At 65.1% G+C, this 24346-nt stretch carries 18 protein-coding genes and 3 pseudogenes; 8 read left to right on the top strand and 13 right to left on the bottom strand.

Annotated features, from left to right (window positions below):
• Positions 1-27: 27 nt before the first annotated feature.
• The 11 genes from EBN1_RS15195 to EBN1_RS15145 form a co-directional block, all read right to left on the bottom strand.
• Positions 28-957 carry a SphA family protein gene (locus EBN1_RS15195; protein WP_011238856.1) on the bottom strand — a complete coding sequence of 310 codons (930 nt, stop codon included), beginning with the start codon at positions 955-957 and terminating at the stop codon, positions 28-30.
• 76 nt (positions 958-1033) lie between these two features.
• Positions 1034-2476, bottom strand: a complete 1443-nt coding sequence (locus EBN1_RS15190) for an aldehyde dehydrogenase family protein (protein ID WP_011238855.1) — start codon at positions 2474-2476, stop codon at positions 1034-1036.
• A 10-nt stretch (positions 2477-2486) separates the two neighbouring features.
• Positions 2487-4034, bottom strand: a complete 1548-nt coding sequence (locus tag EBN1_RS15185; RefSeq protein WP_011238854.1) for an FAD-binding oxidoreductase — start codon at positions 4032-4034, stop codon at positions 2487-2489.
• A 40-nt stretch (positions 4035-4074) separates the two neighbouring features.
• Complete coding sequence (locus tag EBN1_RS15180; protein WP_041646476.1) at positions 4075-4473, bottom strand: hypothetical protein; 399 nt, start codon at positions 4471-4473, stop codon at positions 4075-4077.
• 6 nt (positions 4474-4479) lie between these two features.
• On the bottom strand, positions 4480-4776 hold the full coding sequence (locus EBN1_RS15175; protein WP_041646473.1) for a c-type cytochrome: 297 nt from the start codon (positions 4774-4776) through the stop codon (positions 4480-4482).
• Positions 4777-5431: 655 nt separating this feature from the next.
• Complete coding sequence (locus EBN1_RS15170; protein ID WP_011238851.1) at positions 5432-6826, bottom strand: sigma-54-dependent transcriptional regulator; 1395 nt, start codon at positions 6824-6826, stop codon at positions 5432-5434.
• The gene (locus EBN1_RS15165; protein WP_011238850.1) at positions 6826-8964 is read right to left on the bottom strand and encodes a XylR N-terminal domain-containing protein; all 2139 of its coding nucleotides are present in this window, start codon (positions 8962-8964) and stop codon (positions 6826-6828) included. Before EBN1_RS15165 ends, EBN1_RS15170 begins: the two co-directional genes overlap by 1 nt.
• A gap of 57 nt (positions 8965-9021) precedes the next feature.
• Positions 9022-10503 carry an AMP-binding protein gene (locus EBN1_RS15160; protein ID WP_011238849.1) on the bottom strand — a complete coding sequence of 494 codons (1482 nt, stop codon included), beginning with the start codon at positions 10501-10503 and terminating at the stop codon, positions 9022-9024.
• Positions 10504-10538: 35 nt separating this feature from the next.
• Positions 10539-11858 (bottom strand): TRAP transporter large permease, encoded by a 1320-nt coding sequence (locus tag EBN1_RS15155; protein WP_011238848.1) that lies wholly within the window; start codon positions 11856-11858, stop codon positions 10539-10541.
• Positions 11855-12376 carry a TRAP transporter small permease gene (locus EBN1_RS15150; protein ID WP_011238847.1) on the bottom strand — a complete coding sequence of 174 codons (522 nt, stop codon included), beginning with the start codon at positions 12374-12376 and terminating at the stop codon, positions 11855-11857. Before EBN1_RS15150 ends, EBN1_RS15155 begins: the two co-directional genes overlap by 4 nt.
• 120 nt (positions 12377-12496) lie before the next feature.
• Entirely contained in the window at positions 12497-13546 is a 1050-nt protein-coding gene (locus EBN1_RS15145; RefSeq protein ID WP_011238846.1) for a TRAP transporter substrate-binding protein, read from the bottom strand.
• Between the two features lie 449 nt (positions 13547-13995).
• Between EBN1_RS15145 and EBN1_RS15140 the strand changes: the two genes are divergently transcribed.
• From EBN1_RS15140 to EBN1_RS15120, 5 genes and pseudogenes are all read left to right on the top strand, one after another.
• Positions 13996-15045, top strand: coding sequence for a porin (locus EBN1_RS15140; RefSeq protein ID WP_011238844.1), 1050 nt, complete (start codon positions 13996-13998; stop codon positions 15043-15045).
• A 234-nt stretch (positions 15046-15279) separates the two neighbouring features.
• Entirely contained in the window at positions 15280-17604 is a 2325-nt protein-coding gene (locus tag EBN1_RS15135; RefSeq protein WP_011238843.1) for an aldehyde ferredoxin oxidoreductase C-terminal domain-containing protein, read from the top strand.
• Between the two features lie 222 nt (positions 17605-17826).
• Positions 17827-18549 (top strand): BON domain-containing protein, encoded by a 723-nt coding sequence (locus EBN1_RS15130; protein WP_011238842.1) that lies wholly within the window; start codon positions 17827-17829, stop codon positions 18547-18549.
• A 93-nt stretch (positions 18550-18642) separates the two neighbouring features.
• Positions 18643-18792 carry a S4 domain-containing protein gene (locus EBN1_RS15125; protein WP_083782980.1) on the top strand — a complete coding sequence of 50 codons (150 nt, stop codon included), beginning with the start codon at positions 18643-18645 and terminating at the stop codon, positions 18790-18792.
• A 196-nt stretch (positions 18793-18988) separates the two neighbouring features.
• Positions 18989-19195 (top strand): annotated as a pseudogene (locus EBN1_RS15120) (IS110 family transposase); the annotation flags it as partial.
• 25 nt (positions 19196-19220) lie between these two features.
• Here the strand turns inward: EBN1_RS15120 and EBN1_RS15115 are convergent.
• On the bottom strand, positions 19221-20288 hold the full coding sequence (locus EBN1_RS15115) for an ISAs1 family transposase (protein WP_085938656.1): 1068 nt from the start codon (positions 20286-20288) through the stop codon (positions 19221-19223).
• Between the two features lie 180 nt (positions 20289-20468).
• Here EBN1_RS15115 and istA point away from each other — a divergent pair, with 180 nt between their 5' ends.
• Both istA and istB read left to right on the top strand, forming a co-directional pair.
• Complete coding sequence (istA, locus tag EBN1_RS15110) at positions 20469-22028, top strand: IS21 family transposase (RefSeq protein ID WP_011238839.1); 1560 nt, start codon at positions 20469-20471, stop codon at positions 22026-22028.
• A 22-nt stretch (positions 22029-22050) separates the two neighbouring features.
• Positions 22051-22785 carry an IS21-like element ISAzo4 family helper ATPase IstB gene (istB, locus tag EBN1_RS15105; protein WP_011238838.1) on the top strand — a complete coding sequence of 245 codons (735 nt, stop codon included), beginning with the start codon at positions 22051-22053 and terminating at the stop codon, positions 22783-22785.
• Positions 22786-22991: 206 nt separating this feature from the next.
• On the opposite strand, the pseudogene EBN1_RS15100 reads toward istB, so the two are convergent.
• A pseudogene (locus EBN1_RS15100) lies at positions 22992-23135 on the bottom strand (transposase family protein); the annotation flags it as partial.
• A gap of 125 nt (positions 23136-23260) precedes the next feature.
• Between EBN1_RS15100 and EBN1_RS15095 the strand changes: the two are divergent.
• Positions 23261-24289, top strand: a pseudogene (locus EBN1_RS15095) (IS110-like element ISAzo28 family transposase); the annotation flags it as partial.
• Positions 24290-24346 lie beyond the last annotated feature (57 nt).

Here is a 24346-nt window from a genome sequence, read left to right as displayed (position 1 = left end):
GGGGCGGGAAGCGCCCGGAGAAGCCGCTCAGAACGGCAGCACGGCCTTGAACCACGCCTTGTCGCCGCGGAATCGATTCTCCGCTTCCGTTTCATGCTGCCACTGGGCGATGAACATCGTCCCGGTCTTGCTCGTGTAGCTCACGCTCGGGCCGATGGCGAACACTTCACCCCGCCGCCCGGACGACCACGGGCCGATCGCCGACGAAATCTTCCTGCCCTCGAGCTTGTCGTCGGTCGTCTGCTTCAGATAGTAGCCGGACAGCCCCACCGCCCACGGGCCGATGTGCTTTCCGACGACGTAATCCATGTGAAAGTCGTCGCCGGACTCGTAATCCATCTTCGGCGCGCCGGGCGCCGGGCGGAAATCCTTGTTCTTCGACTTGATGTTGTACATGAACTTGCCGGACACCTCCCAGCCGGAGTCCGACAGCCACGTCATCGCGAAGATCGGCTCGACGCTCCAGTAGTTCGTCCCGATGCTCTTGCGCGGATCGCCGGACTTGTACTTGCCGCTCGGCAGGTTGAAGTCGAGCGCGACGGTCCAGTGCAGGGTCGGCGTATGCCAGGCGACGATGATCGGGTTGATCGTGATGTCGCCGAGGTCGGTCACCGATGCGCTGCGCCCGCCGAGCTTCACCTCCTGGCTGACTACCGGCACGATCAGGTGCATGCCCCAGTCGCCGCCGAGGATCTTCGTGTCGGTCATCTTGATGAACCGCAGCGCGTCGAACCAGGCGCGCACCGACGTGTTCGGCACCTTGTCGCCGTCGCCGTCGCGCAGCTCCGCGTCGTAATAGCCGAAGTAATTGAGGAAGTAGTTGCCGGGCGGCGGCACCGCGCCGGCCAGCCAGTTTTCCCCGCCGTTCGGGTACTGGTCGCCTCCCTCCTTCGCCATTGCGTTGCCCGCCACCATGGCCGCCAGCACGGCGGCGACGGCCATTTGATTTACCTTCATGTTTTCTCCCTGATTCGATTTTTCGCACTAACCGGCCCGCACCGCGCAGCGGGCGCAATGCAGGGACCGGGTTGCATCAGAACGGGAACTGCCGCTGCCCCATCTGCACGGTGATCCACTTGAGTTCGGTCATCTCGTCCATCGAGTGATGCCCGCCCTCGCGCCCGAAGCCGCTGTCCTTGACGCCGCCGAACGGCACATGCGGTTCGTCCATGATCGAGGAGTCGTTGATGTGCACCATCCCGGCTTCCAGCCGCAGCGACAGGTCGAACGCCTTCTGCAGGTCGTTCGTGATCAGGCCCGACGACAGCCCGTAGCATGAGTCGTTGGCGAGCCGCAGCGCGTCCTCGCTGTCGGCGGCGCGGATCACCGACACCGCCGGACCGAAGCTCTCCTCACGGAACACGACCATGTCGGGTGTCACGCCGGCGAGGATCGTCGGCTGGTAGAACGCGCCGTCGCTTTTTCCCCCGTGCAGCAGCTTCGCACCCTTCGCAACTGCGTCGGCGACGTGGCGATCGAGCACCGCGCATTGCTTGCGGTCGATCAGCGGCCCGATCACCGTCTGCGGATCACGAGGATCGCCGACCTTGAAACCGGCAATCTTCGTCGCGAGCTTGTCGCAGAAGACGTCGAAGATCGGTGCCTCGACGATCAGGCGCGAGTTCGCCATACAGACTTGGCCTTGGTGCAGGAAGATGCCGAAGGCCGCGGCGTTCACCGCGTAATCGACGTCCGCATCCTTCAGTACGATCATCGGGCTCTTGCCACCGAGTTCCAGCGTGATGCGCTTGAAGTGCCTGCCGGCTTCCGCCGACAGCTCGCGCCCGACCTCAGTCGAGCCGGTGAAAGTGATCATCCGCACGCGCGGATCGGCGACGAAAGTGTTGCCGAGCACCGAACCCTGCACCGGCACGACGTTCAGCACGCCTTTCGGCAAGCCGGCGGCCTCGAAGATTTCGGCGATCTTCAGGCCCGTCACCGGCGTGTAGCTCGCCGGCTTCAGGATGAAAGTGTTGCCCGCGGCGAGCGCGAGCGCGACCTTCTTCGTCGCAAGCAGGAAAGGGAAGTTGAACGGCGCAATCCCTGCAATGACGCCGAGCGGCCGGCGCACGCTCATCGAGAACACGCCGGGGCTGTCGGACGGCATCGTCTCGCCGGTGATGCGGCGGCACTCGCCCGCGGCGCTGCGCAGCAGATTCACGACGAAGGATGCTTCGAACATCGCCTTGCCGTAAGTCGAGCCGGCTTCGTCGATCAACACGGCCGCGACGTCGGGGATGCGCTTCTGCAGCGCGTCCGCCGCGCGCAGCAGGATTGCCTCGCGCTCGTTCGCGAGGGTGTTGCCCCAGCTTTCACGCGCGCGGTAAGCCGCTGCGATCGCCCGCTCCAGGTCGGCGGCGGAGGCCTGATGCACCCGCCCCCACACCTCGCTGGTCGCCGGGTTGAGGTCGTCGAGGATCGTTTCGGTCGACGAGCCCACCCACTCGCCGTCGATGAACAGCTTGTATTCCTTCATGCTCGCTCCCTTACAGGCTGATGCCGCACCGTCCCGGCGCGAGGATATTGTTCGGATCGAGCGCCTTTTTCAGGCGCTTCTCGACGTCGCGCTTCACGGGTCCGTAGGTCGCCGCGACCTTCTCGGCGAAGGCGGTATTCGCGCGGTACATGCCGTAGCCTTCCTTCGCGAAGGTGTGCAGCAGCTCGTCGTAGCACGCGTACGCGTTCTTCATCTGCGTTTCATCCGAGCGGTCGTACAGCAGGTCGATCACGTGGTGCATGTCGCGCCAGCCGACGATGAACTCGCCGACGTAGTCGAAGCCGTACTTCCCGAGGATCGTCTTCGCCATCTGCATCTGCTTGAGCGTCTCGGCGCCCTTCGCCTGCGACACCGGCGCGAACCAGATCGAGCCGCCGCCCCCGCGCCAGTTGTAGAGGCCGAACTCGCCGAGGTTCGGCTTGCCCTTCATCAGGTCGAAGCGGTATTCCAGTGCCTGGCTGCCCTTCGACTGCTCCTGAGTGACGATCCGGCCGCCGGTCGTCGCCGCAACCGACTCGATGATTTTCCAGTTGGCGTCGTTGGTTTCCTTCGTGCCGTAGAGGCCTGCGTACACGTTCCACGCACCGATGTTGTGGTCGGCCTGGATCTTCTTCACGGCGTCGTCCGGGATCGTGCCCGGCCCGGTGTAATAGTCCGCGCGTTTCACCGGGGTGCAGGGCGCCTCCCACAGCGTATGCGCGATGACGACCGCGTTCGGGATCACCATCGCGATGCGCAGCGGGCGCAGCGCCTCGACGATCTTCGTGATGTCTGCCTCGTCCGGGTACTGGATGCAGAACGGGCGAAAGTCCGGCGGCGCCGGCATCAGCCACATCCCCATCTTGGTCACGACGCCGTAGTTCGACTGCGTGAACATGCCGTCGAGCGTCGGCCCGTAGCCCCACTTGAACACCTGCCAGGTGTTCGAGTTCTCCATCGCGCCCATGCCGGTACGCAGCACCTGCCCGTCCGCGAGCACGACCTCCATGCCGCACGAGAACATGAAATGCTCGCCGTACGGCGTATAGCCGACCCCGCGGTCGACCATGTTCCCGACGGGCCCGGCGATCGCGGACGGCGCCGGGCACGAGAACCACAGCGGCAGCTTGTGTTCCTGCAGGTAGTCGTAGAGCTGCTGGTAGGTGACGCCCGGCTCGACCAGCGCGGTGCACAGCTCAGGATCGACCTCGAGGATGCGGTTCATGCGCCGCAGGTCCATCACGATCTGCCCGCGCTCGACGGGCGCCGCCGAGCCATAGCCGATGTTCTTGCCGGTCGAGATCGGATACACCGGCATCCGGTACTTGTTGGCGACCTTCATGATGCGCTGGATCTGCTCGACGCCGTCCGGCATCACCGAGGCCGACAGTTCGTGCTGCGCGTCCGGCACCGGGATCGCGATCTTGCGGTACGGCGCCAACTTCTCCTCATCGATCAGCACATGCTCGTCGCCGACGATCGCACGCAGCTCGCCTACCGCCTTGTCGAAATCCGCCGCACTCATGCCTTTCGGCAATGCCTTGCTCTTCGAACTCATTCGCTTGTCTCCGTTATATTTGTCGTCGTTGCCGGGCGCGTCAGGTCGTGATCGCGAACGACACCAGGCTGGCCGTGCCGATACGGCGATGGGAATCCAACGCCAGCCCCGCCCCGCGAGCCGCTGCGATCTGCCGGAAGATCAGCGCCGAGGCGTCGTCCATCACGCCGATCACACGTCCCTGCCCCGCGCGGTCCAGCAAGGCCGCCACGCCCGCGAAACTACCCAGCTCGCGCACGCTCGCCGAAACCGGCTGCACACCCATCTCCGCCCCGAGCCCGCGCGCAATCGCCAAGGCCTCGGGCAACTCCGCCTGCGCGACCACCATCACCGGCCGCTGCCCCCCGCCCCGCACAAAAGGATTCGCCATCGCCGCAAACGGCATCACCCCGAGCGCCCCGCCGCCCAGCACACCCTTCAGGAATACCCGCCTGTCCATGTCGGCTCACTCCCGTGCGACCGCGGCTTCGCCGCTGATGCGCCGCGCCACATCGGCGAGCGTCGCATCGTCGATCTCGCTCTGCCGGAACGCCGGCATCGCCCGGTTGCCCAATCGCACCACCCGCTCGATGTACTCCGCCGGCAACGCGCGCCCCTTCAGCACCGGCCCGACGTTCGCCTCGTGGCAATAGCCGCAGACCTTGTCGTATACCTCGTCGCCATCCCGCCACTCGGCGTGCGCCCCGCCGGCGACCATCAGAGCCGCGGCGCCGACGAAAACGGCCAATCTCCTTGCGTTCATTTCGACCTCCTCCTGATTGTTGGCCTTCAAACATCTCAGGACGAGCTAAAGCAAGCGCAGTGCCAGCTTAGCGCGGAATCTCACTAGTCGTTTGTTTACAGTAGCTTGGAAATCAGAGACGAAAAATATGGAGGCGTCGCCGGGAAGACCCCGCTGTCCAGAATCCGGACACCCTCGGCGCGCAACGCCCCGGCGGCACCGTCAGCAGGCACGCGGAAGCTGGACTCGTGAGGCGAATCACAAAATCAGACAGTGTCCATATTTGCGACAGCCGCGCACCTCCGCGAAAAGCGCGCTCTTGGACCATCGGCCAACGGGCCCGAGGCGGCACAACCCGGTCCTTCTGCCCCTTCCCGTCACGAACCACGATCTGCCAATATTCGAAGTCGAGATCCTTGACGCGCAGGCACGCGCGCTCCATCAGCCGCATTCCCCCGCCTCGGATTCCACTTACCTGGAAAGCACTGCGGGCAGCGCGCGCGCATCGAAGCGAGCACGCGGTTACACGATGAACGGTGCAGCAAGTGGTCCCATTATTCGATACCACGGCTATTCACGCACGAACAGCCGCCGAAGAGGCGCTCGCGTCGTGACGTCCGATCCTTTCATCGAGCGGACGGCTTACAGCCGGTTTCGCTCTCTGTAAGCGATCCGCTCATGTCAAACGTTGGGCGTCATCCGTAACAGGCATTTCTCGCAGGAAGCGATAGACGGTCGAGCGCGACACGCCCAGCGCCTGTGCCGCTGCGCTGACGTTGCCGTCGAGCTTGTCGAGCACGCGCAGCACGTAGTCGCGCTGGAAATCGTCGAGGGGCACGATGCCATCCGAAGCGGCCGCCGCCCCTCCCCGCGCGCAGCCCGGCGCGGGCGCCGGGGCAATCCCGAGCACCGCACACACTTCCGCCTCCCCGATCGTGTCGCCTTCGCGGAAGGCGATAAGTCGCTCGACGACGTTGCGGAGCTCGCGGACGTTGCCGGGCCAGCGGTAGGCGACGAGGTGTGCGAGCGCGGTCGGCGCGAGTTGCGGCACCGGCCCTGATTGGGGCGTCCTGCGACGGAGCAGGTGTTCGACGAGCAGCGGGATGTCCTCCGTCCGTTCGCGCAGCGGGGGCACGTGGATATGTACGACGTTGAGTCGGTACAGCAGGTCGTGGCGGAATTTGCCTTCAGCGACGAGCTTATCGAGGTCGCGGTGCGTCGCGGCGACGACGCGCGCATGGGTGTGCCGCAGCGCGGTCGCGCCGAGCTGGCGGAATTCGCCGCTGTCGAGCACGCGCAGCAGCTTCGCCTGGCACCCGAGGGGGAGTTCGCCGATCTCGTCGAGGAACAGAGTCCCGGCGCTCGCGACCTGGAACAGGCCTTCCTTGTCGGCCGTCGCGCCTGAAAACGCGCCGCGCTTGTGGCCGAAAAGTTCGCTCTCGACGAGGTCGTCGTCGAGCAGGCCGCAGTTCAGCGGCACGTAGGATTCCTTCGCGCGGTTGCTCCAGCGGTGCAGCGCGCTCGCGACGACCTCCTTGCCGGCACCGCTCTCGCCGGTGATCAGCACCGGCAGGTCGAGCGGTGCGGCGCGGCGCACGAGCGCGAGCATGCGCTTCCACGCGGCGCTCGCGCCGATCACCGCGCCGTCGTCCGTGCTGCGCAGCGCGGCGACCTCGGCACTCAGCGCCGCGCAGCGCTGTGCCATCGCGCGCTTTTCGAGCGCGCGCTCGACGACGATGTCGAGCTCGGTCAGCTTGTAAGGTTTCGACAGGTAGTCGAAGGCGCCGAGCTTCATTGCCGAGATCGCGGTGTCGACGTTGCCGTGCCCCGTCAGGATCACGACTTCGATCAGCGGATCGAGCTCCTTGAGCCGCTTCAACACCTCGATGCCGTCGATGCCCGGCATCTTGATGTCGACGAGCGCGAGGTCGATTCCGCCGTGTTGCGCACATTCGAGCGCAGCCTCGCCGTCCGCGGCTTCGCTGAGGCGGTAGCCGGCGCGGCCGAGCCGGCTGGTGAGCAGCTGGCGGTACAGCGCCTCGTCGTCGACGATCAGGATGTGTCGGTTCATCAGTCCGCCCCCTCGATGCCGGCTTCATCGTACGGCAGCGAAATGCGGAACCACGCCCCGCCTTCTTGCCGGTTGCCGCAGGTGATCCTGCCGTGCAGCTCGGACATGATCCCGTAGCAGATCGACAGGCCCAGGCCGGTGCCGCGGCCCGGCGGCTTGGTCGTGAAGAAAGGGTCGAAGACATGGTCGATGACGCCTGCAGGCAGCCCAGCGCCTTCGTCGAGCACGCCGAGCTCGACGGCGTCGTCGGCGCTTCGCAGCTCGACCCGCAGGGGGCCGGCGCCATTCATCGCGTCGCGTGCATTCTTGACGAGGTTCTGGATCACCTGGTCGAGCAGCGTCGGGTTCGTACGCACCGGTGGCAGGCGGTCCTCGATGTCGAACGTGATCTCCAGCCCGCGCGTGAGGCCGACCTCGCGGTACGAGGCAAAGCGCTCCTGCACGTACAGCGCGACGTCGACCGGTTCGATCGGCGGACTCTGCCGGCGCGAGAAAAGCAGCAGGTTGTCGGTGATCGCCTTGCAGCGCTGCGCCTGTTCCTGGATCGTCGTCAGCCCGTCGCGGATGATTTCCAGGTCGGGGATCTGCGCTGCATTCGGGATCGCCTCCATCAGCGACTGCAGCTCTTCGGCGAAGCCCGACACGAGGCCGAGCGGGTTGTTGATCTCGTGCGCAATGCCGGACGCGAACTGCCCGAGCGAACTGAGGCGATTCGCCTGCGCGAGCTGCCGCTCCATTTCGCGCCGGGCAGTGATGTCGCGCGCGACGCCGATGACGCCTTCCGCTTTTCCGTTCGTCAGCAGCACCGCGGTGCTGACTTCGAGGAGGCAGTTCGTCCCGCACGGCGCCTCGATCGCGATCTCGAACGGCAGCCCCGGCCCGCCGGCCAGCCGCCGCCGGAAATCGCGCTCGAGGCGCAATGCCGACGAATGCAGCATGAATTCGCCGCAGCGCCGGCCGATCGCCCGATCTGCCGGCACCCCGAGAAGATCGGCCATGCGCGTGTTGACGAAGCTCAGGCGCCCGTCCAGATCGAGGATGTACACCGCGTCATTGATGATGTCCTGGATCTGCTGTTCGCGGTTTTCGAGCCGTGCGGCGTATTCGGTGAGCTTGCGTTCGCGTTCGTGTTGCGCGGTGACATCGAGCGCCAGGCCGCTGTAGCCGACGATCTTGTCGCCCTTGATGACCGGTTCGACCTGCAGCTGCACGGGGAAAGGGTTTCCGGCCGAATCGCTCATCACGACGTCGAGGCGGGCGACGCTGCGCTGCTGCGCGCTGTGCTTCAGGAAGCTCGATGCCTGCGCGCGATACTCCGGCAGCACCAGATCCTTCAGGCGCAGCGACGGCAGTTCGGCCTCGTCGATGCCCAGGCGCGTTCGCCCGGCCTTGTTGAGCTGCACCAGACGGCCGGACAGATGCAGCGCGAAAACGATTTCGGGCAGGTCCTCGATCAGGTTGCGGTAACGCTGCTCGGACGCCTCGAGCTCGCGCGTGCGCTCGAAAACCTTGGTTTCGAGGCCGTCGATCTGATCCTTGATGTTCAGCGGCTGGAAATACTTGCGCAGTTCAGCGAGTTCGGGAGTGCAATCATCGGCATTCATCAGCGTCCATGAACACCGCTCGGCGCCGCTCCCTTCACATTCGTGTTCGATGCAGATCATGTCGGTCTGGAACACGAAGGACGCGAAGCCGGACGCGTAGCCGGCCAGCGTCCAGCACACCGCTTCATGAGAGCGGCCGAACAGGCGCAAGTGCTGCTCGGCTTCGTAGGAACGCCGCCAGAAACCGCCCATGCGATAGCGCCGGCGCTCGCAGTCGATCTCGACGGAGCGGGTCTCGACTTCGGCGATGCCGGCGAACATGTGCGTGCGCGGGCCGCCGCGGACGAACTGCTCGATGGTGTCCGGATGCATGTACGCGGCGAGGAGGCCGGCATCCTCGTGGCCACAGCTGAAGCCGTAGCGCGTCAGGACGACTTTCGCCGCTTCCGCGCCGAGCGTCTCGACGAGTTCCTTGCGCAGCGCTCCCATCGCATCGGTATGCAACAGGATCGCGCGACGGCCGCAGAACTCGATCGCCCCCTCGTTCGGCCGCAGCTCGACGAGGGAGAAGAAATCAAGTTCGTCCGCGCGCATTCCAGTTCTCCCCTGCCTTGGCAGAATTTTCACAATGCGCGCGACGGGAGCCCCCGGTCAGGACACGGCGACGGCGCTCTCGTGCAACGCCCGCAGACGCCCGCGCTGAAGCTTGCCGGTGGGCGTCAGCGGCAGCTCGTCGAGCCAGTGCACCCAGCGCGGACGGCGATGACCGGGCAGCGTCGCAATGCCTTCGTCCATCCTCTGGCGCGCTTCGCTGCGGCGCTCCGGCGATGCCACGGCGAGCACTGCGAGTGCCGTCAAGCCGTCGGCGGAGCTTACCCCCACCGACGCGATCTGATGAAGCGTTTCGCCACAAACCGATGCAAGCGACTGCTCCACCCACAAGGTGCTGACCCATTGGCCGGCGATCTTCAGCATGTCGTCGTTGCGCCCGGTGTATTCGAGGCGCCCGTCGGCGTGGCGCAGGAACATGTCGCCAGGAGAAAACCAGCCGTCGCGGAACCCGTCCGCCTGCGCCTCGGGCCGCTCCCAGTAGCCGAGCGCGACCGCCGAATGGCGGATCCACACGCGCTGGGGCACGTCCGGATCGACGTCGTCGGCATGACGGACTTCGGTCAGCGGGGTCGGCCGCATCAGGCCGGAATCGTCATCGCTGAAGAGCATCAGGCACAGCGTCTCCGACGTCCCGTAGCCGCTGATCAACGTATGGCCCGTCGCTTCGCGCCAGTCCTGTCGCACCGCCAGCGGCAGCGCCTCGCCGGCCGAGACGCAGTGGCGGATGCCGTATTGAGCGATCCGCCGGGCGACGCCGGTCTGCAGCATCTTGCGGTACAGCGTCGGAACACTGAACAGCAGCGTCGGACGGTATTTTTCGACCATGTACTCGACGCGCTCCGCAGTCGGCCATTGGCGGTCGAGAATCACCGTCGCGCCGACGCGCAGGCCCGCGAACAGACTATTGCCCAGCGCGTAGGCGAAGAACAGCTTCGAACTGGCGTAGAGCCGGTCGGCCGCGGTCAGCCCGAGGATGCCGCAGGCGAACGAATGTGCGTTGGTCACCGTGCGCTGCGCATGGACGACGCCTTTCGGCACGCCCGTCGTCCCGGACGTTCCGATCCACAGTGCAGCGTCCTCGGTGGCGCGCTCGAGCGGCGCGACGGCTTCAGCCGCAGCGAGGTGCGTCGCCCAGTTGGACGTGCCGGGACCGTCCGCAACGATTTCCGCAACGGTGCGGGCTTCGGCGACAAGCGCCCTGGCCTGCTCGGTCTCGCACCACACGAAGCGCGGCTCGCATTCGTTGAGGATCGGCGCGAACTCGTTCATCGACAGGCGCGGATTGACGCCGATCGCGACCCCGCCGGCCCAGATCGCGCCGAGGTAGGCAACGACCCAGTCGACGCTGTCCGGCGCGAACACGATGACCCGGTTGCCCGGTTGCAGGCCGAGGGTCTTCCACGCGCCGGCCGCGCGGCTCACGCGGTCGCGAAGCACCGCGTAACTCACTTTTTCATCGTCGCATTCGATCGCGATCGCCGTGTCGACGCCCGCGGACAGCAAAGTTTCGGCAGCATTCATTGCGATTTTCTCCTCTAACCCGGAAGCCCCGGACTTCATTCAATCACCCGGACCAGAAACAGCGTCAGGACCGGGAAGAAAACCAGCAGGACGACGCGCAGCGCGTCCGACATCAGGAACGGCACGATGCCGCGGAAAGTCGCCGACATCGGGACGTTCTTCGCCATGCTGTTGATGATGTAGACGTTCATGCCGACGGGCGGTGTGATGAGGCCGACCTCGACGACCATCAGCGCGAGGATGCCGAACCAGATCGCCTTTTCGGACTGGCCCAGGCCCCAGAAATCGAGGCCCATGATCACCGGGAAGAAGATCGGGATCGTCAGCAGGATCATCGACAGGCTGTCCATGACGCAGCCGAGGAACATGTAGATGACGATGATCGCGAACAGCACCAGGAGCGGCGGCAGGCCCGAGCCCGAGACCCAGCTCGCCAGTTCCGCCGGCATCTGCGTCAGCGCGAGAAACACGTTGAGCACGTCGGCCCCGAGCAGGATCAGGAAAATCATCGCGGTGGCCTCCGCGGTCGAATACAGCGACTCCATCAGTCCATCCAGGCGCATGCCTTTCGCGACCGCCAGCACGCCGGCGCCGATCGTGCCGACCGAAGCGGCTTCGGTCGGCGTGAAGATGCCGCCGTAGATGCCGCCGATGACGACGACGAAGATCGTCAGCACCGGCCATACGTCGATCAGCGCACGAATGCGCAGCGCCACGCTCTTGCGTTCCCCGGCCGGTCCCGCACCCGGGTTGAACCGGCAGTGCAGCGCGATGACGGCCATGTAGCCGAGGGCGGCGATGATCCCCGGAATGAGCGCCGCGGCGAACAGCTTGGCGATGTTCTGCTCGGCGAGGATCGCGTAGATCACCAGCACGACCGACGGCGGAATCAGGATGCCCAGCGTCCCCCCGGCGGCGAGCGTCGCGGTCGCGAGTGCCGGCGAGTAATTGAGCCGGCGCAGTTCGGGCAACGCGACCTGCCCCATCGTCGCCGCCGTCGCGAGCGACGAGCCGCAGATTGCGCCGAACCCCGCGCAAGCGCCGACCGCCGCCATCGCGACGCCGCCGCGGTAATGGCCGATCATCGATTCGGCGGCACCGAACAGCGCTTTCGACAGGCCGCCGCGCGACGCGAAGCTGCCCATCAGCAGGAACAGCGGGACAACCGACAGATCGTAGATCGAATAGCGCCCGTAGGCGGCGGTCTTCAGATAGCCCAGCAGCGGATCCCAGCCCGCCATCGTGACGTAGCCGGCCACGCCGGTGATCAGCATCGAGATCGCGATCGGCACCCGCAGTGCCAGCAGCACCAGCAGGAAAACGAAGAAGCTTGCACCGATTGCCGTACCGCTCATGCTGGCTGCTCCCGGAATTTCCGTGATGACGTGTAGAACGCGGTCGCGGCGAGCAGCGCAAAGGACGGTGACATCAGCATGTACGCGTACCAGGTCGGCACGCCGAGCAGCATCGAGGTTTCACTGCTGGCCCTGAGATCGACCGTGCCGATCGTCATCCGCCAAGCCACGATCGCAGCGCAGATCGCGAGCAACAGTGCCCCGAGACCGTCGAGCCGTGCCCGCATACAGGGGCGCAGGCCGGTCGTGAAGAAGTCGACGAACACGTGGCTGCCGCGCATCTGGCCCCACGGCAGGAACGCGGCGACCGCAACGGCGGAGCCGATCTGCACCAGCTCGAAGTCACCGAGCACGGCGTTGCCGGTCAGCGCGCGGCTCGCGATGCTGAACACCGACATGATGCTGACTGCGACCAGCACCAGTCCGCCGGTCGCGGCGAACGTGCGGGAAAGGAAGAACAGTGAGCGGCCGATCGGGTCCTGCGGCGCACAGACCGGCGTTGCAATGGGTTCGGACATTTGAAGTCTCCCGGTGAGGCGATCCCGGCCGGCGGACGATTCGTCGCCGGACCCGCAGACCGCGGGTCATGTGACCGCGATGTGAACCGTGGCGGTTCGCATCGCGGCGTGCCGAATGCTTCAGATCGGGTCGTGCTTCTGGATCAGATCCTGTGCGCTCTTGAGCAGCGCCTTGCCGTCGTATCCCTTGCCCGAGACTTCCGAGACCCATGAGTCATAGACGTGCTGGCCGGATTTCTCCCATTTCTTGAGCTCGGCCGCCGGGATGACGTTGAACTGGTTGCCGCGGTCCGACGCCAGTTTGCGCGCGGCGGTCGCCGACTCGTCCCACACCTTGCCGACCCACGCCGAGGCCTCGGCTCCGCCATTGGCGTCGATGACCTGCTTCAGGTCGGCCGGCAGGCTGTCGTACTTCGCCTTGTTCATCGCGAAGATGAACGCCCCCGTGTAGAGCGCGCGCGCTTTCGGGTCGCCTTCGCTGTGGAACTTGACCAGTTCGTGCGCCTTGACCGCAGGAACGACTTCCCACGGCAGCATCGCTCCGTCGATGACGCCTTTCGACAGTGCCTCGGAAACCTGCGGCACCGGCATGCCGACCGGCGTCGCACCGAGCGCGGCGAGGAACTTGTTCGTCTGGCGCGTCGGCGCTCTCAGCTTGAGACCACGGAAGTCCGATTGCTGGGTGATCGGCCTTTTGACGAGGTGCAGTTGGCCGCTGTCGTGGACGTGGAACAGGATCGGGTGCACATCCTTGAACTCGGTCTGGTCGAGCTTGTTCGCCGTGACGTATTCCCACAATGCACGACTCGACCCTTCAGCGCTCTTGATCATGAACGGCAACTCGAACACTTCGACCGCGGGGAAGCGCCCCGCGCTGTAGCCGGGCAGCGTCCAGACGATATCTGCAATGCCGTCCCGCGCCTGGTCGATCAGCTGCGGCGGCGTGCCGCCAAGCTGCATCGCCGGGTAGATCTGGCATTTCAGCCGACCGGCGGATTCCTTGTTGATCTTGTCGCACCACGGCGTGATGAACTTGGCGTGCGCCGTCGAACCCGGCGGCAGAAAGTGATGCACCTTCAGCGTCACTTCCTCCGCCGACGCTGCACCGAACGCCAGCGCCATCGTCGCGCCTGCCACTACCCTGAATCCAGCTGAAATACCTTTGCTCATCTGCTCCTCCGGTGTATCGGTTCGTGGTTTTTGTTTTTCTGCACGATAGGCCTGAGGTAGGCGCCCCACAACATGGAGCATTGCCTATCTTCGCTTCGATTGATGAATATCAAACAATCTACGATATTCACAAACGTCTCTTGCAAGCGAGCTCTGGAGAGCATCGTGCCCCCCGGCGCGCAGATGGGTCTGCAGGGCTGCGCGCGGGGAGTAGTCCGCCCCCTGCCGGATGAATTCGTTGATCTTTTGTTTGACTTGTAACTATTTGTTAGACACGATTCGGAAAATACATTGGCGTCAGAAGGGTTATCGCCCTGGCGATGCGCCGACAAGAACCGCCACAGGTTTCACCAGAGAGAGCGGCACTATTCATAACAAAGTTCAACTTGCCGACCCGCGTCGGACGAGTTGCAACGGGCTTCGAATCCACATCAAAAAAGGGGAAATCAATGCACAAAAAACGTCTCGCCATAGCGGTCTCTTGTATCGTCGCCGGTCTGGTTTCGGCTTCCGCCGCAGCCCAGTCGAATGTGACGGTATATGGCGTGGCCGATGCTTTCATCGGCTACGGCAAGACCGGAGACGCCAAATTTACCGGTGTGCAGAGTGGCGGCTGGGCGGGTTCGCGCCTCGGCTTCCGCGGCACCGAAGACCTCGGCAACGGGCTCAAGGCCGTGTTCACGCTGGAGTACGGGATCGAGCTCGACCAGAACGCAGGCCTGGGTGCAGCCCCCAACCTTTCGCGGCAGCAGTTCATCGGCCTGCAGGGCGGCTTCGGCTTCATCGGTCTCGGTCGCCAGTACCATCCGGGCTACTACGTGTTCAAGTACGACGCCATCGTTCCCGTGCCGATCAGCCCGCAGTTCGCCCTGGCGGCTGCCGCCGGATCGAACCTCGTGGCAGGTGGTCCCGCCCGCGTCAGCAACTCGATCAACTACAAGTCGCCGAACTTCGGCGGCCTGACGCTCAACGCGATCTATGGTCTCAATGAAGTCAACCAGGACGACGACCGCCGGAAAGGCGACATCGCGGCGATCGGCGCCGATTACGCGAACGGCCCGCTCGCCATCGGCCTGATCTACAGCCAGGTGAAGGAACACGTCGGCGACGAGGACAAGCGCGAAGCGTACATCGGCGGCTCCTACGATTTCGGCGTGTTCAAGCTGGCGGGCTCGTATCAGCGCATCGAGGATGCCACCGCAGCGGAAGACACCGACAACGTCTGGCATATCGGCGGCACCGTGCCGATCGGCACTTCGGGCAAATTCTCCGTGGCCTATGGCCGACTGGACGCGGATACGAACGACAGCGACGCCGACTCGTGGGCCGTGGTGTACTCCCACTCGCTGTCGAAGCGCACGCTCGCCTACGCCGGTTACGGCCACATCAGCAACGACGACGGACGGGCGGTGCGCTCCCCGTCGTTTGTCAGTGCGGCCAATACTTCGCCCGGCGACACGAGCCGCAACCTGATGGTCGGTTTGAACCACCTGTTCTGATCATCTCCCGACTGGAATAGACGGGCGCTGCGGCGCCCGTTTTCATTTACACCCCCGTTTCGGTGCCCATACGGGCCGGGCGATCGGGAGGATGAAACAACGAGGAGATTCGTCGCCGAAATATCGAAAATCGATCGTCGTCCACCGACATTCATTGCTCGCCACCATTGTTTGACGTCAAACAATTTGCTCTCTATACTTCGAACCACTCTCTTGATCGCCACGGACACGCCAATGAATATCAGGACGAAGGTCGAGCAGTTGTGCGCCAGAATGCATGACGAGCCGCAGTTCCCCACGCAGGGCCTCACCCTGTTCGTCGATCTCGAACGCCGTGAGACGCGCCGCAAATACCTGCCGCGCGACGTGCTGCAGACGTTCCTCGGCGGTCGCGGCGCGAACATGTACCTGCTCTACAACCTGCTGCAGGAAGAACGCGACGCCCTCGACCCCGAAGTGCCGCTGATCTTCGGTGCCGGCACGCTCACCGGGGACATGCCGGCCGCGACGCGCGGCAACTTCACCAGCCGCTCCCCTGAAAGCGACGCGATCCTCGACACCAACGGCGGCGACTACTTCCCGTCCTTCGTCAAGCGCCACGGCTACGACCACATCGTGCTGTACGGCCTGGCGCCGCAATGGACGCTGCTGCGTATCGCGCACGACGAAGTCCAGTTCCTCGACGCGACGCCTTACGTCGGCCTCGACAACCTCGAGATCCCCGGCGCAATCGAGCGCGACTTCGACTGCACCGAACGCAAGGACATGGCGCTTGCGCGCATCACCAGCGCCGGCGAAAACCTCGCGCTGTGCAGCGGCATCATGGGCGGCATCAAGGCGATCTGGGCGCGTGGCGGCGGCGGCGCGAAGATGGGCGCGCTGCGCCTGAAAGCGATCATGGTGCACGGCAAGCCGGGCGAAGCGCCGAAGGTCAAGGAGCTGAAGGAGCACAACAAGGTAATCGGCAAGAAGATCACCTCGACCTCGGTCATCAAGAATGCGCTCAAGCAGGTCGGCACGCCGTTCCTGTACAAGCCTTCGCGCGTGCTCGGCGCGCTGGGCACGATGAACAACCAGAAGACCGCCTGGCACGAGTCGCTCGACGCCGACAACTTCGACCCCTACCGCCCCGGTATGGACGGCTGCTACAAGTGCCCAGTGCATTGCCGCAACCTCAACGACATGACCCCCGAAGGCAAGGGCGGCTGGGGCTCGGCGGCGCTGAAAGGCCTCAAGGGCAATGCGAGCTACGACAAGGCCCAGGCCGATGTCGAGCACGGCAAAGAGCGCACGTATAACGGCATCCACAACGACGGCCAGTTCGACAAGTACGACAAGGGCGACGGCCCGGAGTACGTCACGGTCGGCAAGTTCGGCCCGATGATCGGACTGAAGGAGCCGGAGCACGTGCTGCGCCTCAACAACATCCTCAACGACCTCGGCCTGGACTCTTCGTCCACCGGCAGCGCGATCGCGTGGGCAATGGAATTGTGGCAGCGCGGCATCATCGACGCGAGCCACACCGGCGGCCTCGACCTCTCGTGGGGCAACTACGAGACCGTCGAGAAACTGCTGTTCATGACGGCCAAGCGCGAAGGCTTCGGCGACACCATCGCGGATTCGTCGCGCGCCGTCGAGCGCGGCAAGTACCCGAAGGAAGCGCTCGATTACCGCATGGCGGTCAAGGGCCTGTTCCAGTCCGACCCGCACGACGCACGCATCCTCAAGGCGTTCGCGCTTGGCCTGTCGGTCGCGACCCGCGGCATGGACCATCTCAGGAACCGCGTGACGCTGGAGATCAACGCGCGCATCAACGACGACGCGGCATTCAAGACGCAGCTCTACGGCGGCGCCGTCGTGCCGGAGCCGAACGGCTATGGAGGCAAGGAATTCGCGGTGCGTCGCTGCGAGAACACTTTCGCCGTCGGCGACTCGGTCGGCATGTGCCGCTTCAACACCAAGCTGTTCAACTCGCCCACCACGCCCGACTGCGGCGACTTCGCGACACAGGTGTCGACGGCCACCGACGTGACGCTCAGCGCCGACGAGCTCAACGAAATCGGCCGCAACATCACCGGCATCGAGCGGCTGCTGAACTTCCGCCTCGGCCTGCGGGCGAAGGACGACACGCTGCCGCGGCGCTGGTTCGACGAGGAAATCGAAGTCGGTCCGTTCAAGGGCGAGAAAGTCGATCGCAAGGAGTTCGAGGCGATGAAGTCGCGCTTCTACACGGTCACGGGGCTGAACGCCGAAGGCGTGCCGGCGGCGGACTGGCACGAACAACTCGCCCACACCATGACCGGCTTTGCGGTCCGCGTCGAACTGCCGAAGCCGCTTCCGGGTGCACCGGACAAGGACATCGTCATCGACGAGCCGGTGTCGAACGTGATCGCGCTGCGCGACGCCCTGCGCCGGCGGTTCCCGGAAGCGCAGGAGGAACTCGGCGACCATTCGTGGAACGTCGCGGTCAATGGCCGCATGGTGCTGTCGGGCGAGCGCGAGACCGCGTTGAACGACGGCGACCGGGTTACGCTGGTGCCGATCATCGCCGGCGGCTGAGGCTGCGTCCGTCGAGCATCGCGGCCTGACAGGACAGCAAAGAGCGCCACAGCGCCCCGCCAGCAGCGGGGCGTTGTGCTTTCGGGGGCCCGGATCGGCCAGGCCGGAGTTGCCCTCTCCCGCCTGCTGCACCTCCGCCACCCCTGCAGATCGCGTCACTGCCGGTTCGTTGTCTATGATCAGACAAACGCCCCTACCGACATCACCAAAGGAGACGGGATCATGCAGACGAAAGACGACATCGTGCGCCGCGTTCTTGCCGCACTCGAGCGCGGGGCGCATATTGATCCCGTCCGTCATCCGCTCGAGGTGAGCGTTGCTGCGGGCGTGGTGACCCTGTCAGGCGAGGCACCGGGAATCGCGAGCAAGCGACGTGCGGTTGCGGCCGCCACAGAGATCGAAGGTGTGCAGACAGTCATCGATCGGCTGCGGATTCCACCGGTCGTGGAGGCAGGCGACGGAGCGATTCGCGACGCAGCGTGCAAATGGATTTCGCGGGACGTGGATTTCTTCAATTGCACTCTGAGAGGGCTGAGCTCGGGCCGCATGGAAGTACTGCGCGACGCGAGTGTCGATCCGAGCGGCGCGATCGATATCGCTGTCGAGGACGGCGTGATCACGCTGAGCGGCCACGTCATCAGCCTGTCCCACAAACGCCTGGCGGGCGTGCTGGCGTGGTGGGCACGCGGTTGCCGAAACGTGGACAACGCGCTCGAAATCAGGCCCCCCGAAGACGATAATGACGAGGAAGTCGTCGAAGCGATGCGCCTCGTGCTCGAAACCGACCCGCTCGTGCATGCAGAGCAGATCGCCATCGCCAGCCGCGATTTCGTCGTCACGCTCAAGGGCGTCGTCTCCTCCGAGGACGAACGTCAGCGAGCCGAACTGGATGCGTGGTTCCTGCACGGTATCAGCGGGGTGATCAACGAAATCGAGGTACGCTGAGCCGCCACGGGCCTACCCCCTCGTCTACCCGACCTGCCGGCCCGGCGTGCCGAGGCAGCGGCGGGATAACCGTCAGGACATATACGTTCCAGCATGGCAAACGCCGAAAACACCGACCGCATGCGCCTCGACAAGTGGCTGTGGGCGGCGCGTTTCTACAAAACACGCTCGCTCGCCAGTCAATCGGTCGAGGCCGGTCATGTCAGTTACTCCACCGCGCTGCACGCGTCCCACGACGCATGAAACGGGCGTTAAATAGTGGGGCGGCGTCCGGCACAGAGGTCGGTTCATCCTTGGTGTCTTGAACCCGTATGTCAGTTGGACCCGCGGCCACACGAGCACCCCGTACTGTCGCCTGGAGCTTCGCGCCCCTGAGCACGCATCCTAGAGTTCGATGACGTGGGCCGCACGCCGATGTCGCCGCGACATGGAGGCGATCATGGAAGTCATCTATCCGCGCTGCGCGGGACTCGACGTGCACAAACAAACAGTGGTGGCCTGCGCCCGTATCGCTGGCGACGGCCCGCCGTTGCAGCAAGTGCGCACGTTCGTCACGACCACCTCGGGGCTGCTGGCCCTGGCCGACTGGCTCGAGAGCTTTGGCGTCGAGCAGGTCGCGATGGAGGCCACCGGGGTGTACTGGCAGGGCTCCCGCAGCTACGCGCTCATCATTACTCGTCGTCATCCTCATCCTCTTCAGGCACTTGGAAGCCGAGCAGTGCGGCCCGAAACTCATCGGATGTTGCTGCCAGCAGCCGCTTGGTCTTGATGCTCGTCTTGATGGACTTATCGAGCCGGATGAGATTGAGCACCATGTGGCGCACCAGCGCCAGGTTATGGGCAATGTGGCCGATGCGGCCCCTTGCGTAGTCGTCACCGAACTGAACATCCAGACACCAGTGCAGCCGATTCTCGACTTCCCAATGACTTCTGATCGCCAGTGCGATTCGCTCGGCATCGCCCGGCAGACTGCTGATGTAGTACGCGCGCTCGGTACTGGTGCGCTCGCCCACCGTTCGCACGCGCTCGACGACGGCAAAGCTGGCCACGTCCTTCCAGGCAGCAGCCTTGTAGAGCCGATCGGTCGCGTCATACGCCGTACAGCGTCGCACTTCGATCCGTCCGTGGCCCGTGCTCGTGCTCTCGTGCGTCGAGCTCGGCGTCAGCGGGCCGCGCGGATCGATGTCCGCGAAGATGATCGAGTCAAGCAGCTTCGGATGGTTGTCCTTCACGCACAGCACGTAGTGTGCACCCCGCTCACGGATGGCGCGCGCGATCTTGGTCTGCGTGCCCATCGCATCGATGGTGACGATGCAGCCGTCGATGTCGAGCACCTTGAGCAGTTCGGGGATCGCCGTGATCTCGTTGGACTTCTCCGCCGTCGCCGTCTGGCCCAGCACCACGCCCACCTTGGCCGCAAACGCACTGACCAGATGCAGTGGCGCAGCGGCCGCCTTGCTCGTGGTGCGTCGGCTCGACTTGCCATCGATGGCGATGACCTGGTCTTTGCCCACTGCCGGGATAATGCCTCCCACCCAAATGCGAAAGGCCTGCTCGAACTGCTTCGGATCGAGCAGCGCGAACACGCGCTCGAAGGTGTCGGGCGAGGCCACGCCGTAGTCGAGCTGCAGAAAGCCCCGCAGCCACGGCAGTTTGGCGCACCCCCACTGCGAGATCTCCTCGAATGCGGATTCCGACCCAACGTGACCGCTGACTCCGAAATAGTGTGACCGGTGAATCCGCGGTCGTGACCGCGGATTCCGATTTGATCGTGACCGATTTCGGCGAGTTGTCGGAATGGGCGGTCACGATGTCGGAATCAATGGTCACGATCAAATCGGAACGGGTTTGTGAGGCCAAGCGTGGCAACGTCGTTTGTCAGGCCGGCTACCCTCGCGCGCTTTGCGCGGAGACCGAGGATGCCGGCGGAGCGGATTGCCATGCACAAGATCAGGGAGCTGTTACGGCTCAAATACGACTGCGCGCTGTCGCATGAGCGCATTGCCCGCGCGCTGTCGATTTCCAAAGGCGTGGTCGCCAAGTATGTGAAGGCGGCCGAGGCGAGCGAGCTGACGTGGGCCGAGTTGTCAGCGGCCGACGAGGCAGAGTTGCGCCGGGTGCTGGGGGTCGCCCGGCGTGGACGTGGCGCGAGCGTCGCGAATGTGCCGCCGGATCTGGCGGCGGTGCATCAGGGGCTCAAGCGAAAGAACGTCACGCTCGCGCTGCTGTGGGAAGAGTACGTGCAGACGGCCGACGGGCCGAGCTATCAGTACTCGCGCTTTTGCGACCTGTACCGCGAGTTCGCCCGGCACCTGAAGCGCTCGATGCGCCAGGTTCACCGCGCCGGCGAGAAGCTCTTCATCGACTACGCCGGCGACACGGTGCCGATTGTTGACGCCGACACGGGCGAGATTTCCCGCGCGCAGATCTTCGTCGCGGTCCTCGGGGCCTCGAGCTACACCTTCGCCTGTGCCACGGCGACGCAGTCGCAGGCGGATTGGCTGGGGTCGTTGGCGAAGGCGCTGACCTTCATCGGTGGCGTGCCCGAGCTCGTCGTGCCCGACAATACGCGCTCGCTCGTTGGCCAAGCCGACCGCTACGAGCCGCAACTGCAGCGCACCACCGCCGAGTTCGCCGCGCACTACGGCGTGGCGATCCTGCCCGCGCGCCCTTACAAGCCGCAGGACAAGGCCAAGGTCGAAGTCGGCGTGCAGATCGTGCAGCGCTGGATTCTGGCGCGGCTGCGTCACCGGCGCTTTTTCTCGCTGGGGGAGTTGAACGAGGCGATCGCCGCGTTACTCGAGCCGCTGAACACGCGTGCCTTCCGGCGCCTGCCAGGCTCGCGCCACGAAGCGTTCGAGACGCTCGACCGCCCGGCGCTGCGCGCGTTGCCGGCCACGCCCTTCCAGTTCGCCCAGTGGAAGCGGGCCAAGCCCAACATCGATTACCACGTCGAGTTCGACGGGCATTACTACAGCGTGCCCTATGCGCTCGCCGGCCAGGCGGTGGAGCTGCGCATCACCGCGAGCAGCATCGAATGCCTCGCCGGCGGCAGGCGCGTGGCCGTGCATGCGAGGAGCCACCGGCACGGTGCCTTCACCACGCTCACCGAGCACATGCCCGCATCGCATCAGGCGCATCGCCAGTGGTCCCCGGGCAAACTCATCGCCTGGGGTGCCACGGTCGGACCTCACACCGAGCAGGTGGTCAGCCACCAACTCGAACGCATGCCGCACCCCGAGCAGGGCTACCGGGCGTGCCTCGGGCTGATGCGCCTCGGTCGTCAATACGGCAACGAACGCCTCGAAGCCGCGGCGACCCGCGCCGTCACCCTCGGGGCAATGCGTTACCGCAGTGTCGCCTCGATCCTCAAGAGCGGGCTCGACCGCGCACCGCTGCCCGCATCCACTGCGCAGCAAAGCGAGCTTGCGCTACCGGCCGCTCACGAGAACCTGCGCGGGGCGCGCTACTACCACTGATTCCACCCACCGGAGAACATCGATGCTGATACAACACAGCCTGCAACAACTGCGCACCCTGCACCTGGAAGGCATGGCCCGCGCCTTCGAGGAGCAGCTCACCCAGCCCGCCATCACCGCGCTCAGCTTCGAGGAGCGTTTCGCCCAGCTCATCGATCGCGAGATCCTGCTGCGCGACGGCAAACGCATCGATCGGCTGCTCAAGGCAGCCCGCATCAAAGCCGCTGCCGCCTGCCTGGAGGACGTCGACTACCGCGCCGGGCGCGGCCTCGAGCGCAGTCAGATCGCCGCGCTCGGAACCGGCCAGTGGATTCGCCACCACCAGAACTGCCTCATCACGGGCCCCACCGGCAGCGGCAAGACGTGGCTCGCCTGCGCGCTCGCCAACGCGGCGTGCCGGCAGGGCCTCGCGGCCTACTACGTGCGTCTGCCGCGGCTCTTCGAAGAGCTGCGCATCGCGCATGCCGATGGCAGCTTCAGCCGACGCCTGATGCAGCTCGCGCGCATGGATCTCATCGTCATCGACGATTGGGGCCTGGCCGCGCCGTCGGCGCAGGAGCGAAGCGACCTGCTGGAGCTGCTCGACGACCGCGTCGGCACGCGTTCGACCGTGATCACCAGCCAGCTGCCGATCGAGCACTGGCACACCTACCTGGGCGACCCGACCTTCGCCGATGCGATCCTCGATCGCGTCGTGCACGCCGCGCACAAGCTCGCCCTCAAGGGCGAGTCGATGAGAAGAAAGGAAAAGGCATGAGGCCGTGCGCGCGAGACGCCTTACCCACAGGCGCCCGCCCGCCAGCGTATGAGGCGCGCTGGCGGCCGCCTGTGGATAAGCCTGCGCCGTGCCCCGAATTGACCGTGATCGTGACCGACACGGTTAGAATCTGAACACCACGCTTCGCGCGCAGACCCCCCGGTCACGTTCGTCGGTGCAGGCGGTCACGTTCGTCGGAATGCGCACTCGAAGTCGTCGGCGCCGCTGAGCACCGCACACACCGCCACCGTGAGCAGTTCGCTCAAGCGGTGCCGCGTCTGTTGCGCGTTGCGCCAGTCCTCGAGCCCCTCGAAAACCTCCACCATGTCGGCCAGCTTCCCTATGTCCATCGGTCACCCAAAAAGACAGGAAGCTACACAAAACAACGGCTTGTGAACAGGGGCGCGGCAAGTGCTTGATCGTGAACGTCATTCTTTGGTGGTCAACGACAAATGCGTAGCTGCGGCAGCCCTGGGTGTACTGGAAGCCGGTGTGGCACGTGCTCGAAGGCCACTTCGAGCAGGTACTGGCCAACGCGGCACACGTCAAGAACGTGCCCGGGCGCAAGACCGACGTCAATGACGCGACGTGGCTGGCCGACCTGCTGGCCCATGGCCTGATCCGCGCGAGCTTCGTGCCGCCCGTGGCGGTGCAGGAACTGCGTTCGCTCACCCGCACCCGCAAACAGTTCGTGCGCGAGCGCAGTGCGCACATCCAGCGCATCGAGAAAGTGCTCGAAGACGCCAATCTCAAACTCGGCGTCGTGCTCAGCGACATACTCGGCCAGAGCGGGCGCGCGGTGCTGCAGGCCATCATCGCGGGGCAGGACGATCCCCTCCGCCTGCTCGCGTGCGTGAGCACGCGCGTGAAGGCGACTCGCACCGAGCTGCTCGAAGCCCTGCGCGGCCACGTCAGCCCGCACCACCGCTTCATGCTCAAGCTGCACCTCACGCACATCGATGCGCTCGATCACGCCATTGCCGCCATCGAGAAGGAGGTCGGCCAGGGGCTCGAACCCTTTCGACAGGCGGCCGCGCTGCTGAGCACGATGCCGGGTTTGAGCGCGGTCAGCGCCCACGTGGTGGTGGCCGAAATCGGCATCGACATGTCGCGCTTCGCCACGCCCGGCCATTTGCTGTCCTGGGCCTGCCTGTGCCCGCGTAACGACGAGAGCGCCGGCAAACGCCGCAGCACCCGGTTGCGTCGCGGTGCCAACTGGCTCAAGACCACGCTGGTACAAGCGGCCTGGGCCGCCATCAAGGTCAAGGGCAGCTACCTGCAGGCGCAGTTCCATCGCCTGCGCGCTCGCCGCGGTGCCAAGAAGGCCATCATCGGCGTGGCCGCCTCGATGCTCACCGCCGCTTGGCACATGCTGCGAGACGGCACCGAATGGCAGGACCTGGGCGCCACACACTTCGATCGTGCCGATGCTCACAAGACCGCCAACCGACTGATCCGAAGGCTTCAACAGATCGGTTACGCCGTGAGCGTCGTGCCCGTTTAAAAGACTGGGTTTCATCCTAGACTCAACGGTCACGCCGTCAAGCCGGCGCGCGACGTT

This window comes from Aromatoleum aromaticum EbN1 (assembly GCF_000025965.1).
GTDB classification, from domain to species: Bacteria; Pseudomonadota; Gammaproteobacteria; order Burkholderiales; family Rhodocyclaceae; genus Aromatoleum; species Aromatoleum aromaticum.
The sequence above is the reverse complement of the archived record's forward strand: the minus strand, read 5'-3'. Positions and strand labels throughout refer to the sequence as shown.